Origin of the sequence: Sanguibacter suaedae (assembly GCF_016342785.1) — a bacterium.
GTDB lineage: Bacteria > Actinomycetota > Actinomycetes > Actinomycetales > Cellulomonadaceae > Sanguibacter > Sanguibacter suaedae.
This window is the reverse complement of the sequence record NZ_JAEINH010000006.1, coordinates 65,590-77,907: the sequence shown is the minus strand read 5'-3', so window position 1 is coordinate 77,907 and position 12,318 is coordinate 65,590. Positions and strand designations below refer to the sequence as shown.

At 71.5% G+C, this 12,318-nt stretch carries 14 protein-coding genes and 2 tRNA genes; 11 read left to right on the top strand and 5 right to left on the bottom strand.

What is annotated here, in order from left to right; translation table 11 throughout:
- Positions 1-23: 23 nt before the first annotated feature.
- From clpS to rdgB, 6 genes are all read left to right on the top strand, one after another.
- Positions 24-317 carry an ATP-dependent Clp protease adapter ClpS gene (gene clpS / locus JAV76_RS08765; protein WP_198733663.1) on the top strand — a complete coding sequence of 98 codons (294 nt, stop codon included), beginning with the start codon at positions 24-26 and terminating at the stop codon, positions 315-317.
- Entirely contained in the window at positions 317-1,114 is a 798-nt protein-coding gene (locus JAV76_RS08760; RefSeq protein WP_198733662.1) for a DUF2017 family protein, read from the top strand. Before clpS ends, JAV76_RS08760 begins: the two co-directional genes overlap by 1 nt.
- A gap of 146 nt (positions 1,115-1,260) precedes the next feature.
- Complete coding sequence (locus tag JAV76_RS08755) at positions 1,261-1,416, top strand: hypothetical protein (RefSeq protein WP_198733661.1); 156 nt, start codon at positions 1,261-1,263, stop codon at positions 1,414-1,416.
- A gap of 130 nt (positions 1,417-1,546) precedes the next feature.
- A complete protein-coding gene (gene murI, locus JAV76_RS08750) occupies positions 1,547-2,353 on the top strand; it encodes a glutamate racemase (protein WP_198733660.1) in 807 nt (268 codons plus the stop codon).
- Entirely contained in the window at positions 2,350-3,153 is an 804-nt protein-coding gene (locus JAV76_RS08745; protein WP_198733659.1) for an MBL fold metallo-hydrolase, read from the top strand. Before murI ends, JAV76_RS08745 begins: the two co-directional genes overlap by 4 nt.
- A gap of 25 nt (positions 3,154-3,178) precedes the next feature.
- Entirely contained in the window at positions 3,179-3,796 is a 618-nt protein-coding gene (gene rdgB, locus JAV76_RS08740; protein ID WP_307844101.1) for an RdgB/HAM1 family non-canonical purine NTP pyrophosphatase, read from the top strand.
- Here rdgB and JAV76_RS08735 read toward each other — a convergent pair.
- A complete protein-coding gene (locus JAV76_RS08735; protein WP_198733657.1) occupies positions 3,732-4,172 on the bottom strand; it encodes a DUF3054 domain-containing protein in 441 nt (146 codons plus the stop codon). The two genes, rdgB and JAV76_RS08735, sit on opposite strands and share 65 nt — an antisense overlap.
- Positions 4,173-4,202: 30 nt before the next feature.
- On the opposite strand from JAV76_RS08735, the gene JAV76_RS08730 reads away from it, so the two are divergent.
- Positions 4,203-5,846, top strand: coding sequence for an ABC-F family ATP-binding cassette domain-containing protein (locus JAV76_RS08730; RefSeq protein WP_307844099.1), 1,644 nt, complete (start codon positions 4,203-4,205; stop codon positions 5,844-5,846).
- A 14-nt stretch (positions 5,847-5,860) separates the two neighbouring features.
- Here the strand turns inward: JAV76_RS08730 and JAV76_RS08725 are convergent, their stop codons facing one another.
- On the bottom strand, positions 5,861-6,430 hold the full coding sequence (locus tag JAV76_RS08725) for an NUDIX hydrolase family protein (RefSeq protein WP_198733655.1): 570 nt from the start codon (positions 6,428-6,430) through the stop codon (positions 5,861-5,863).
- Between the two features lie 215 nt (positions 6,431-6,645).
- Here JAV76_RS08725 and JAV76_RS08720 point away from each other — a divergent pair, with 215 nt between their 5' ends.
- Positions 6,646-9,600: a glycosyl hydrolase gene (locus tag JAV76_RS08720; protein WP_198733654.1), complete on the top strand. Its 2,955-nt coding sequence runs from the start codon at positions 6,646-6,648 to the stop codon at positions 9,598-9,600.
- 114 nt (positions 9,601-9,714) lie between these two features.
- A complete protein-coding gene (trxA, locus tag JAV76_RS08715) occupies positions 9,715-10,095 on the top strand; it encodes a thioredoxin (protein WP_198733653.1) in 381 nt (126 codons plus the stop codon).
- 3 nt (positions 10,096-10,098) lie between these two features.
- Here the strand turns inward: trxA and trmB are convergent, their stop codons facing one another.
- The 3 genes from trmB to JAV76_RS08700 form a co-directional block, all read right to left on the bottom strand.
- On the bottom strand, positions 10,099-10,857 hold the full coding sequence (gene trmB / locus JAV76_RS08710) for a tRNA (guanosine(46)-N7)-methyltransferase TrmB (protein WP_198733652.1): 759 nt from the start codon (positions 10,855-10,857) through the stop codon (positions 10,099-10,101).
- Positions 10,858-10,884: 27 nt separating this feature from the next.
- Positions 10,885-10,966, bottom strand: a tRNA-Leu gene (locus JAV76_RS08705).
- Between the two features lie 28 nt (positions 10,967-10,994).
- Positions 10,995-11,471 carry a peroxiredoxin gene (locus tag JAV76_RS08700; protein WP_198733651.1) on the bottom strand — a complete coding sequence of 159 codons (477 nt, stop codon included), beginning with the start codon at positions 11,469-11,471 and terminating at the stop codon, positions 10,995-10,997.
- A gap of 270 nt (positions 11,472-11,741) precedes the next feature.
- Between JAV76_RS08700 and JAV76_RS08695 the strand changes: the two genes are divergently transcribed.
- Positions 11,742-12,011, top strand: a complete 270-nt coding sequence (locus JAV76_RS08695; RefSeq protein WP_198733650.1) for a hypothetical protein — start codon at positions 11,742-11,744, stop codon at positions 12,009-12,011.
- 72 nt (positions 12,012-12,083) lie between these two features.
- A tRNA-Lys gene (locus tag JAV76_RS08690) sits at positions 12,084-12,157 on the top strand.
- The last annotated feature ends 161 nt before the right edge of the window (positions 12,158-12,318 follow it).

Below are 12,318 nucleotides of genomic sequence, written 5' to 3'. Positions count from 1 at the left end.
CGCCGAGGACCTACAGTTGACCCGTGACTGTCAGAACCTCGCCCGACTCGGACTCCGTGGCGGTCGTCGGCCCGCAGGCCGCCGAACCCTGGGTGACCATCGTCTGGAACGATCCGGTCAACCTCATGAACTACGTCGCGTACGTCTTCGAGAGCTACTTCGGCTTCTCGGAGCGCAAGGCGCACCGCCTCATGCTCCAGGTCCACGAGGAGGGCAGGGCCGTCGTGTCCACCGGCGGGCGCGAGAAGGTCGAGATGGACGTCCGGGCCATGCACTCCTACGGGCTGTGGGCCACGATGCAACGGAGTGGAGAGTAGTGGTCCGGCCCTTCGAACCGAGCAGCGAGGACCCCGCGACGTACGTGGCGGGGCTCTCCACCCCCGAGCGTCTGGTGCTCGCCCAGGTGACCGGCGACGTCGTCGAGCTCCTCGGCGGCGAGGAGAGCCTCTACGAGTACGTGGAGGACGACGAGCAGGACGCGCCCGGCGCCGAGAGCGACGCGGCCGGCTCGGACGCGGCCGACGCACCGGCCCCGGGCGTCGGCGACGAGGCGGCGGACGCAGCCATCCGCGAGCTCTTCGACGGGATGGACGACGAGCCCGTCCGCGCCCCGACGGACCCCGCCGTCCGCCGTCTCATCCCCGATGCGTCCTCCGACCCGGAGATCGCCCGGGAGTTCCGTCGCTTCACGGACGACGACCTCCGCGCGCACAAGGTCGAGCGGTTGCTCCTCTTCGCCCAGATGCTCCTCGAGGCGGCACCCTCGCGCGACGAGAGCCGCCAGCTCGAGTTCCGCGTGCAGCGCGACGAGGCCCAGGCCGTCGCAGGCGCGCTCGCGGACATCCGGCTCGTCATCGGTGAGCGGCTCGACCTGCGCACCGACGAGGACTCCCAGGAGCTCTACGACTCGGTGACGGCGTCGTGGGGTGCCGAGGGCGACGTCGAGAGCGGCGAGGAGAACCTCGACGAGCTCCTCGACGACGTGGCGGAGGACGGGCGAGGTCCGCGGGTGTTCCTCGGGTCGGTCTTCCTGCTCGCCGGGTACATGCAGGAGTCGCTCACGGACTGCCTGCTCAGGGACTTCCGGCGGGAGAAGCGCCTGCGACGGACGTGACGGTCCGCGCTGCGTGTATCGGGCCGACGGCGAAGTCGCAACATCTTCGTTCAGGATGCGCGATTGTCAATACCCTGCCAGGATGAATTTCATCGTCCCCACCGCGGACAGTCCGCACCGGGTTGTGAAAGAGAAAGAGGCCCCACATGCCTACCTGGCTCCTCGTCCTGCTCGTCGGCGTCGTCCTCCTCGTTCTCGGCGTGGCCGTCGAGGCCGCGAAGATCCTCATCTGGATCGGGATCATCGTCCTGGTCGTCAGCCTCATCCTCGGCTTCGTGGGGCGCGGCAAGTCCAAGCTCTGACAACCGCAGGCCGGGCCCGGTCCGCCGCCGCCCAGCCTGCGCGCCACGATCACGTGGCACCGCCGACCCGCACGGTACTCCGTGCGGGTCGGCGTTTTTCGTGGGTCCGGCGCAGCGCTACCCTCAGGGGGTGAACGACGCCCCCATCGGTATCTTCGACTCCGGCGTGGGTGGCCTCACGGTCGCCCGCTCGATCCTCGACCAGCTGCCCAACGAGTCGGTCCACTACATCGGGGACACCGTGAACTCCCCGTACGGCCCCAAGCCGCTCGCGACGGTCCGGTCCCTCGCGCTCGACATCATGGACCGCCTGGTCGACGAGGGCGTGAAGATGCTCGTCATCGCGTGCAACTCGGCCTCCGCCGCGGTCCTCCGTGACGCCCGGGAGCGGTACTCCGTGCAGCACGGCATCCCGGTCGTCGAGGTGATCCTGCCCGCCGCACGGCGCGCGGTCGCCGCGACCCGGACCGGGCGCGTCGGGGTGATCGGGACTCGGGCGACGATCGAGTCGCGAGCCTACGAGGACGCGCTGGCCGTGGCGTCCGGGGTCACGGTCGTGCCCCAGGCCTGCCCCGAGTTCGTCGAGCTCGTCGAGGCGGGCATCACCGCCGGACCTGAGGTCCTCGCGGCTGCGCACCGCTACCTCGACCCCGTCCGCGACGCCGGCGTGGACACCCTCATCCTCGGGTGCACGCACTACCCGCTGCTCACCGGGGCGATCGCCTACGTCATGGGGGAGGAGGTGTCCCTCGTGTCGAGCGCCGAGGAGACCGCCAAGGACGTGTACCGCACCCTCCTCGCCCACGGTATCGAGCGGGGGGTCGCCTCGGGTCCGCCCGAGCACCGCTTCTCGTCCACCGGCGACGCAGCGGTCTTCTCCGCCCTCGCGCGCCGATTCCTCGGACCTGAGGTCCCCGTGGTGGAATCGGTCGCATGAAGCTGACGATCGTCGGGATGTCCGGGTCGGGCCCCTCCGCGGGCTCGCCCGCCTCGAGCTACCTGCTCCAGGCCGAGGACCCCGACGGGCGCCTGTGGTCCGTGGTGCTCGATCTCGGCAACGGATCGCTGGGTGCGCTCCAACGGTCGATCGACCCCTTCGACGTCGACCTCTACGCGCTGTCCCACATGCACCCGGACCACTGCGCGGACGTCTCGGGCCTCTACGTCCTCCTCAGGTACCACCCGGTGCGCGGGGCCGAGCGCAACCCCGGGCTCGAGCCGAGCACGGTCTACGGCCCGCCGGGTGCCGACCGGCGGATCGCCGAGATGTACGGGCTCGAGGACGACGAGAGCATGTCCGACCGGCTCGACGTGCGCTGCTGGGAGACAGGGCACGTCGTGAGCGTGGGGCCCTTCGAGATCGAGCCCTTCCCCGTAGAGCACCCGGTCCCTGCCTTCGGGTTCCGGATCACCGGCCCGAGCACGCTCGTGCCCGGGACGCGCACCGTCCTCGCGTACACCGGCGACACGGACACGTGCGACGCCCTCGAGGACCTCGCGCGCGACGCCGACCTCCTGCTCGCGGAGGCCGCCTTCGTGGAGGGCCGCGACACGGCGCGGGGGATCCACCTCACGGGGCTGCGGGCCGGTGCCGCGGCGACGAACGCGGGCGCGCGGCGCCTCCTGCTCACGCATGTCCCGGGCTGGAACGACCCGGCTCTCACGCGTGCCGAGGCGGAGTCGTCCTTCGCCGGTCCCATCGACGTCGCCGAGCCCGGGGCCGTCCACCTCGTCTGACCCGTCCCACCACCCTGGAGGTCCCGTGCCCCGTCTCGTCCTCGCGACCCACAACGTCCACAAGGTCGGTGAGCTGCACGCGATCCTCGTCGGCAGCGGTGCCCTCGCCGACCTCGGAGCCGGGGACGTCGTCGGCGCCGACGGTCTCGGCGTCGAGGCGCCCGTGGAGGACGGGCTGACGTTCGCGGACAACGCGCTGATCAAGGCGCGTGCGCTCTGCGCGGTGAGCGGGCTCCCGACGGTCGCGGACGACTCGGGCCTGACGGTGGACGTGCTCGGCGGTGCTCCCGGGATCTTCTCCGCGCGCTGGGCCGGCCGGCACGGCGACGACCGCGCCAACCTCCATCTGCTCCTCGACCAGCTCAGGGACGTCCGCCCCGAGCACCGTGGTGCTCGGTTCGTGTGCGCGGCGGCACTCGTGACCCCCTGGGGGACGGAGCACGTGGAGACAGGCACCCTCGAGGGGAGCCTCCTCACCGAGCCGAGGGGCGACGGTGGGTTCGGGTACGACCCGATCCTCCGCCCCGAGGGCCACGACCGGACGTGCGCCGAGCTCTCCGCCGTAGAGAAGAACTCGATCAGCCACCGGGGGCAGGCGTTCCGTGCCCTCGCCCCGCGGATCGCGGACGCGCTGCGCCGCTGACGAGGACGGCGACGCACCGCCAGCCGACGAGCAGCGCCGCGAGCACGCCCAGGGCGACCGCCGGGAACGCCCCCGACAGGCCCTGGTCCGTCGTGGCGCGCAGCACCATCGCGACGGACCAGGTGATCACGACGAGCGGGACGCCGATCGCGACGGGTCGCGCCCACGTGGTCGGTCCCTGCCCGCCCGCGTCACGGCGACGGGCGACGACCGCCAGCACCGCCCACCCGACCGCGAGCCCGACGAGGAACGGCCAGGCCGTCCCCACCAGCGCGCCGGGGGTGTTCTCCTCGGCATGGGACGAGCGGCCTGCGGCGGCGAACGCCAGGACGCACACGACGTCGATACCGAGGGTCGACCACCAGGGGATCCGCATCCTCCGACGGTAACCGCGTATCGTGGCGGGGTGCACCTCTCGTCCGTCGACCTGTCCTTCGGTTATCCCGGCAGGCCGGTGGTCTCGTCCGTGTCCCTCACCGTGTCCGCCGGCCAGCGTCTCGCGGTCGTGGGGGAGAACGGCACGGGCAAGACCACGCTCCTGCGGCTGCTGGCGGGCGACCTGACTCCCACGTCCGGGGAGGTCCGGCGGGTCGGGACGGTCGCCGTGGTCGACCAGGAGCTCGTGGTCACTCCTCAGGAGACCGTCGGTGACCTCGTCGAGACGGCCCTGGCCGGGGTGCGACGCACCGCGGACGACCTGGACGCCGCGGCGGCCGGGTTCGACCACTCGTCCGGGTCCCTCCAGGAGTTCGCCGACATCCTCGCGCGCGCCGAGCACCTCTCGGCGTGGGACGCCGACCGTCGCGTCGAGGTGGCGCTCTCCCGGCTCGGGGCATGCCGCGACCGGTCCAGGACCCTCGCGACGCTCTCCGTGGGTGAGCGCTTCCGGGTGCGGCTCGCGTGCCGGCTCGCGGAGCGCGCCGACCTGCTCCTCCTCGACGAGCCCACCAACCACCTGGACCGCGCAGGGATCGACTTCCTCACCGCCGAGCTCTGCCGGTGGGGCGGCGCCGTGGTCATCGTCACGCACGACCGGCAGCTCCTCGACGACGTGGCGACCGCGATCCTCGACCTCGACCCGTCGATCGACGGTCGGCCCGTCCTCTACGGCCAGCCCGGGTACGTGTCCTACCGGTTCGCCAAGAACCAGGCGATGCACCGGTGGCGGCAGCGGTACCGGGCCGAGCGTGCGCGCGCCCAGAAGCTCGCCGAGCGCCTGGACGCGTCGTACGAGGGTCTCTCCGACGAGTGGCGCCCGGCGAAGGGCAGCCAGAAGCACCGGCGTGCCACGCGCGCGCGCATCCACGTGAAGGCGGCGGACCGCCTGGTGGAGAAGCTCGAGGCGGAGGCCGTGGAGGTGCCGCCCCCGCCACCGCACCTCGTGTTCCCGGACCTCCCCGCGATGCGACCCGGGTGGGACGCGGGAGCGCCGGTCGTGGACGTGCGCAACCCCCGGGTCGACGGGGAGGGCCCGCCAAGGCTCGACCTGCCGGGCGTGCGCGTCACGGTGCCGCCGGCCGGCCGGCTCCTCGTCACCGGTGCCAACGGCGCCGGGAAGTCGACGCTCCTCGGGGTGCTGGCGGGGACGGTGGCCCTGGACCGCGGGTACCGGACAGCCCTCGACGGTGCACGTCTCGGTGTGGTGGCGCAGGAAGGCGCACAGGTGCTGGGCGACGACGCGGCGGCAAGCGGCTTCGACCGCTACGCGACGCTCGCACTGCGCCTCCTCGACGCCGGTGAGCTCGACCCCGAGCACGTGGTCCCGGTGGCGCTCCTCGGGGTGCTCTCCGAGGAGGACCTCGAGCGGCCGCTCGCCGAGCTGTCCGTGGGTCAGCGCAGGCGCTTCGACCTGGCCTGCGCGCTGCTCGCCGCCCCGCACGTCCTGCTGCTCGACGAGCCGACGAACCACCTGTCCATCGATCTCGTCGACGACCTCACGCAGGCGTTGCGGTCCTCACCCGCGGCGGTGGTCGTGGCCACCCACGACCGTCGCATGCAGGAAGACCTCCACGACTGGCCGAGGCTCGACCTCACCGCGACCGACGGCTAGGTCGGGCGAGCAGGTCAGGCGAGGCGCCCGACGTGGGCCATCGCCTGCCGCAGGAGGACGCCCTGGCCGCCGTACATCTCGGCCTGGACGCTCTCGCTGCACGCCTGCTCCGGGGAGATCCAGGCGAGGTCGAGCGCGTCCTGCTGCGGTCGGCAGTCGCCACCGACGGGGACGACGTACGCGAGGGACACGGCGTGCTGGCGGGAGTCGTGGTACGGGGTGATCCCGGGGGTGGGGAAGTACTCGGCGACCGTGAACGGCTGGGGCGACGCCGGGATCTGTGGCAGCGCGACGGGTCCTAGGTCCTTCTCGATGTGTCGCAGGAGGGCGTCGCGGATCCGCTCGTGGTACAGGACGCGGCCGGAGACGAGGGCGCGGTTCATCACTCCGTCGCGGTTCACCCGCAGGAGGAGTCCGACGGCGACCACGTCGCCGGACTCGTCGACCCGGACGGGGACGGCGTCGACGTACACGAGGGGCAGCTGGCGTCGGGCGGCGGCGATCTCGTCGGCACCGAGCCATCCCGCGGGCTGGACGTCCTCGGGGTCGAAGTCGGGGGAGGGGAAGTCGGCGGTGTTCGTCACCGTGCAGTTCTACCCGACCAGGGCAGATGCCGCCATGCGGCGCGCGGCACGTGCACGCGCGTGCACGTTCACATCGGCCGTGACCCCACGGGCCGATGTGCATATGTGAGAAACGCGGCGTAACGTCCCCGTCTGGGAACGCTCTCACAGGGGTAGGGCGTCATGGGGACAGTGCTGTCCCCACCCGTTCGGCCACTGGTCAAAGGAGACCGGTAATGCGTATATCCGCACGTCAACACCCACGCGGCACAGGCCGCGCCGGCGGCCTGCAGGGGGTCCTGTCCGTAGCCACGGCAGCAGCCGTCGGCCTCACCCTCGCCGCCCCGGCCACCGCAGCAGAGGTGGTCCCGGTCGGGGAGGGGAGCTACACCACCGCACCCGTCGGTCCCGCACCCGAAGGGTGCGGCGACCTGTCCACGAACCCGCGGCAGTACATGACGGAGGACGCGCCCCCGGGGCCCGTCCCCACCAACGACTGGTGGTCCTCCCTCGTCTTCAAGAAGTGGGACTGCCAGTACAGCCAGCCGCTGCACGCCCACCCGGCGTCCTACCAGCCGAACGCCGCAGGGCTCGGCATCTCCTACACGACGACCCCCACCATCTCCGGCAGCGCCGGCGGGGTCGGCGAGTACCACTTCATGTACGCCGAGAACCTCGTCGCTGGAGTGGCAGGTCTCGACGCCGACGTCGTCCGCGTCGCCGACTGGAGCGACTGGACGGTCACCCCGTCCTGGTCCGACGGGACGCGAACCCTCGAGGCGACCATCGGGCACGGTCTGCCGTTCTCCTACTACCGGGCCACGGGCGGTGACGCCCTCCTCACGGCGAGCAGCACACCGACGGTGTGGCTCGACGAGGGAACCCAGGTCGGCTTCTCCGTCGACGGCCGCGACTATGTCGCGTTCGCCCCGCCGGGCGGCGACTGGTCCCTCTCCGGCCAGGAGCTGCGCAGCCCTCTCGGTGAGACCGGCTACTTCTCCGTCGCGGTCCTGCCGACCACGCCCGGTGACACCGACGCGGACCGGACGGCGCTCGCCGCCACGTACGCGGAGCACGCGTACTCGGAGGTCGTCGGGACCACCGTCGACTACGCGTACGACGAGTCGAGCGCGGACGTCACGGTGACGTACGGCTACGAGACCGAGTCCGTCCTCGGCGACCAGGAGGGGACGGTCATCGCCCTCTACCCGCACCAGGCGGACCACCTGGTCGGCGCCGACCTCGTCGAGGAGACCTACGTGTCACCCCGTGGGCCGATGCCGGTGATCGCGGGCGCGGACGCGTTCACGACAGTGACGCAGTTCACCGGGGTGCTCCCCGAGATCCCGGCGGTCGCGACCGGCGACGGCGCGGAGCGGGCCAAGCTCGAGGGGTACCTCGACGAGGTGGCCGAGGAGCCCGTCCTCATCCTCAACGACGACACCTACTGGACCGGCAAGGGGCTCGGGCGGGCCGCGCGGATCGCCGAGATCGCCGACCAGCTCGGTGAGACCGAGATCCGCGACACCGCGCTCGACCAGATGCGCGAGGTGCTCACCGACTGGTTCACCGCGACCGAGGGCAAGACCGAGAAGGTCTTCGCCTACAACGAGGCGTGGGGGACCCTCGTCGGGTTCCCGGGGTCCTACGGCTCCGACAAGGAGCTCAACGACCACCACTTCCACTATGGCTACTACGTCGCCGCGGCGGCCACGCTCGCCAAGTTCGACCCCGAGTGGGCGTCCGACGAGCGGTACGGCGGCATGGTCGACCTCCTCATCCGCGACGCCAACAGCTACGACCGTGACGAGGACAGGTTCCCCTACCTCCGGGACTTCGACATCTACGCCGGTCACGACTGGGCGGCCGGCCACGCCGCGTTCGCCGCGGGCAACAACCAGGAGTCGAGCTCCGAGGGGCAGAACTTCGCCGGTGCCCTCATCCAGTGGGGAGAGGCGACGGGCGACACCGCCGTGCGCGACGCGGGCGTCTACCTGTGGACCACGCAGGCGTCGGCCATCCAGAACTACTGGTTCAACTCCTCCGGGGAGGCGTTCCCCGAGAACTTCCCGCACACGACGGTCGGGATGGTCTGGGGTGACGGCGGGTCCTACTCCACGTGGTTCAGCGCCGCGCCGGAGATGATCCAGGGCATCAACATGCTGCCCATCACCGGCAACCACCTGTACCTGGGCTACCGCCCGGACTACGTCCTGGAGAACTACGCGGAGGTCGTCGCGAACAAGGGCGGGGAGCCCGACGTGTGGCAGGACATCCTCTGGAGCTTCCTCGCGCTCGGTGACGGCGAGGCGGCGCTCGAGGGCCTGCTCGCCGACCCCGGCTACACCGTCGAGGAGGGCGAGTCGAGGGCGCACACCTACCACTGGGTCGCGAACCTCGCGGCGCTGGGGACGGTCGACACGTCCGTGACCGCCGACCACGTGCTGTCGTCCGTGTTCGTCAAGAACGGGCAGAAGACGTACGTCGCGTCGAACACCGGGAGCTCGCCGCTCACGGTGACCTTCTCCGACGGCACGGAGCTCGTGGTGGCGGCGGGAACGACCGCCACGACCGGGGCGCACACCTGGAGCGGCGGTGGCGGGGTCGGCGTCGACCCGGGGGAGCCGACCGAGGAGCCCACGGACGAGCCGACGGACGAGCCCACGGAGGAACCGACGGACGAGCCCACGGACGAGCCGACCGACCCGACTCCCGGCGACTTCGACGGTGAGCTCCTGCTCACCGCGGACGGCGGCCTCGTCGCAGACGTCGACGCCCCGGGCACCGTGACGGTCGCCGCGGCGACGGGCAACCACGACGGGGAGCCGGCCTCCCCGTCGACCTTCGTCGCCGAGGACGTCACGGCGACCCTCGCGCCGGGGGGCACACGGTTCGCGCTCGACCTCGACGCGGGCACGACGGTGGGCAACGGGACCCAGGTCCGGGTCTCGTACGACCTCACGGGCGACGGCAGCTTCGACCGTGTGGAGACGTACGCGTACTTCGCGACGGATCCCGTCGTGGGGTACGAGACATACACGGAGGCCCGCGGTCTGCGGTCGTCGTCCGGGACGCTCGGCGACCTCGACGGGGGCACCGTCCAGGTCGAGGTGTGGAGCGCTATCGGCCGCGGTCCGACGACGCTCGCCGTGGGTGGTGCGTCCAGCGTGACCATCCCGTTCACGCGCTGACCGCTCGAGGGGCCCCGTCGGCGACAGCCGGCGGGGCCCCCTCGCGCGTGCGGGAATACCTCGACGCCGTGACGTGTCCTACAGGGTGACCAGCAGTCGACGAGAGGACATCGCATGCCCACGCAGGAGCTCACCGGAGCCACCTTCGAGCAGACCGTCAAGGACAACGACATCGTGCTCGTGGACTTCTGGGCGTCGTGGTGCGGTCCGTGCCGCCAGTTCGCCCCCGTCTTCGAGTCGTCGTCCGACAAGCACCCGGACGTCGTCCACGGCAAGATCGACACCGAGGCCGAGCAGGAGCTCGCGGCGGCCGCGAGCATCACCTCGATCCCCACGCTCATGGCCTTCCGTGAGGGCGTGCTCGTCTACTCCCAGCCCGGTGCGCTCCCCGCGCCCGCGCTCGAGCAGGTCGTGGAGGCCGTCAAGGGCCTCGACATGGACGAGGTGCGCCAGCAGATCGCGGAGCAGGCCCAGAACCCGGCGTCGGGCGAGTAGGCGTCAGGCGGGACCGGCGGCCTCGGCCGTCCGCCGGTCCCCGCGCGGGCTGCGGACGGCGGTGACGTCGTGGATGACCCGCCCTCGTTCCAGCCCCTTGCGCTCGAAGCTGGTGAGCGTCCGGCCGGCGAACCGTGAGGTGTCCGGTGTCACGACGAGGTCGGGGCTCGCCTCCAGGACCCGCCGGATCTGGGTGGCGTACTCCTCCCAGTCGGTGGCGAGGCGCCATGCCGCGTCGTCGGCGAGGACTCGCGCGACCGTCTCCGCGAAACCCTGGGTCACGAGCCGACGCTTGGTGTGGCGCGACTTGTGCCACGGGTCGGGGAAGAACGTCCAGAGCTCGTCGACCGTCCCTGCGGGGAGCAGGGTGCGGAGCGCGGAGGCGGCATCGACCTGAACCAGGCGGACGTTCTCCAGGCCCAGGCGGCGCATGCGCTGGAGCGTCTGGGCCATCCCTGGGCGGTAGACCTCCAGGCCCAGGTAGTTGCGTCCCTCGTCCGCGGCGGCCGCCTCGGTGATGGCCTCGCCCTGGCCCGTGCCGACCTCGACGACGAGAGGCGCGTCACGCCCGAAGACCTCGGCGGCGTCGAGGACGAAGCCGGGGTCGACCGACGTCCGCGAGACCTGCCGCGGGACGTCGATGACGAACCGTGGCGCGAGGGAGTCCCAGGCACGCTGCTGGCGGTCCTTGAGGCGCCCGCTGCGCTGTGCGAACGAGACGGTGACGCTGCGGTACGGGCCGGTGGCCAGGTCGTCGGTCATGAGGGCTCCGGTCGCAAGGAAGACGTGTGCGCGAGGGGGGACTCGAACCCCCACGTCCGAGGACACCAGGACCTAAACCTGGCGCGGCTGCCGATTACGCCACTCGCGCTCGGCCACGAGTCTAGGTGCTGCGGGCCTCAGGCGTCGTCGACACCCAGGGCGCGCCGCAGCCGAGCCACGTGGCCCGTCGCCTTGACGTTGTACTGGGCGAACTCGACGCGACCGTCGGTGCCGACCACGACGGTGGATCGGATGATGCCGGTGACGGTCTTCCCGTAGAGGGACTTCTCGCCGTACGCGCCGTAGGAGGTGGCCACCGCGCTGCCCGGGTCGGACGCCAGGGGGAACGTGAGGTGCTCCTCCTCGGCGAACCGGTCGAGCGCGGTCAGGCCGTCGGGGGAGATCCCCACGACGTGGAAGCCCGCGGCGCCCAGGGCGGCGAGGGAGTCGCGGAAGTCGCACGCCTGGGTGGTGCAGCCCGGCGTGCTCGCCGCCGGGTAGAAGTAGAGGATCGTGCGGCGGTCGCGCAGGTCCGCGAGGGAGACGCTCGCGCCGCCCGCGGCCTCGAGGGTGAAGTCGGGGGCCGGGTCTCCGGGGGACAGTCGCGTGGTCATCGCTCTCCAGGGTCGGGCGTGGGGTGCTCTCTTGGCGGCGAGCCTACGGCAGGGGGTGTCCGTGGAGGGTGAAATGGGCGCGAGGAGCGCCGATATGAGGCATTTACACGCGGGTTCCCAGGATTTCCCCCGGTCCAGCACGTGCGGCTCCCAGGCGCGCGGACGAGCATGAGGAGGAACGGCAGGGCGGCCGATGGGGACTTCTCTCCATTGCCGTCCGCGGTCAGCGGTGCTGACATTGGCGGAACGACCGGGGTGTGGAGGAACACGATGTCGACTGTCAGGACGAAGACGGGTACGCACGTGCGGGACGTCGCGTGGGCGGACGTGCTCGAGTGGGCGAACCTGCACGACGACCAGCCCTCCGAAAGGCAGGGGCGGTCTGCCACGGACGCCGGGGAGCTCCCGGACGTGAGCCGCCTGCTGGCGCGCCTCGCCGACGAGCGGATCCCGCTCGCGCTCATGGCCGACCTCGTGGACCCGTACGGGCCCGACTCCGCGGCGATCCTCGCCGAGGAGCGCGCGCAGAGCCGGAGGTAGCCTGTCCCACCGTCCCCGTGGGTCGTCGCCGATTGGCGATCGGACTCCTGCGGCTGGTATGTTTCCCAACGCGCGCCATTAGCTCAGTTGGTTAGAGCAGCTGACTCTTAATCAGCGGGTCCGGGGTTCGAGTCCCTGATGGCGCACAGACAGGAAGGCTCCTGCTGACATCGTTTAGCAGGAGCCTTCTGCTGTTTCCGCCCTCTGGTGTGTCGCGGCGCGGTGCAGCTCGCCCCTGCCGTGTGACCAGCGCGACATCAGGAGTGGTCACGGTGTGCCGCGCTGTACTGGTAATGTTCTTCATCGC

Excerpts from the sequence above, each read along its gene's own strand:
- JAV76_RS08735 (WP_198733657.1), bottom strand. The coding sequence starts at position 4,172 with ATGCGGATCCCCTGGTGGTCGACCCTCGGTATCGACGTCGTGTGCGTC.
- JAV76_RS08720 (WP_198733654.1), top strand. The coding sequence starts at position 6,646 with ATGCGTATATCCGCACGTCAACACCCACGCGGCACAGGCCGCGCCGGC.
- JAV76_RS08695 (WP_198733650.1), top strand. The coding sequence starts at position 11,742 with ATGTCGACTGTCAGGACGAAGACGGGTACGCACGTGCGGGACGTCGCG.
- JAV76_RS08745 (WP_198733659.1), top strand. The coding sequence starts at position 2,350 with ATGAAGCTGACGATCGTCGGGATGTCCGGGTCGGGCCCCTCCGCGGGC.
- JAV76_RS08755 (WP_198733661.1), top strand. The coding sequence starts at position 1,261 with ATGCCTACCTGGCTCCTCGTCCTGCTCGTCGGCGTCGTCCTCCTCGTT.
- trxA (WP_198733653.1), top strand. The coding sequence starts at position 9,715 with ATGCCCACGCAGGAGCTCACCGGAGCCACCTTCGAGCAGACCGTCAAG.
- JAV76_RS08700 (WP_198733651.1), bottom strand. The coding sequence starts at position 11,471 with ATGACCACGCGACTGTCCCCCGGAGACCCGGCCCCCGACTTCACCCTC.
- trmB (WP_198733652.1), bottom strand. The coding sequence starts at position 10,857 with ATGACCGACGACCTGGCCACCGGCCCGTACCGCAGCGTCACCGTCTCG.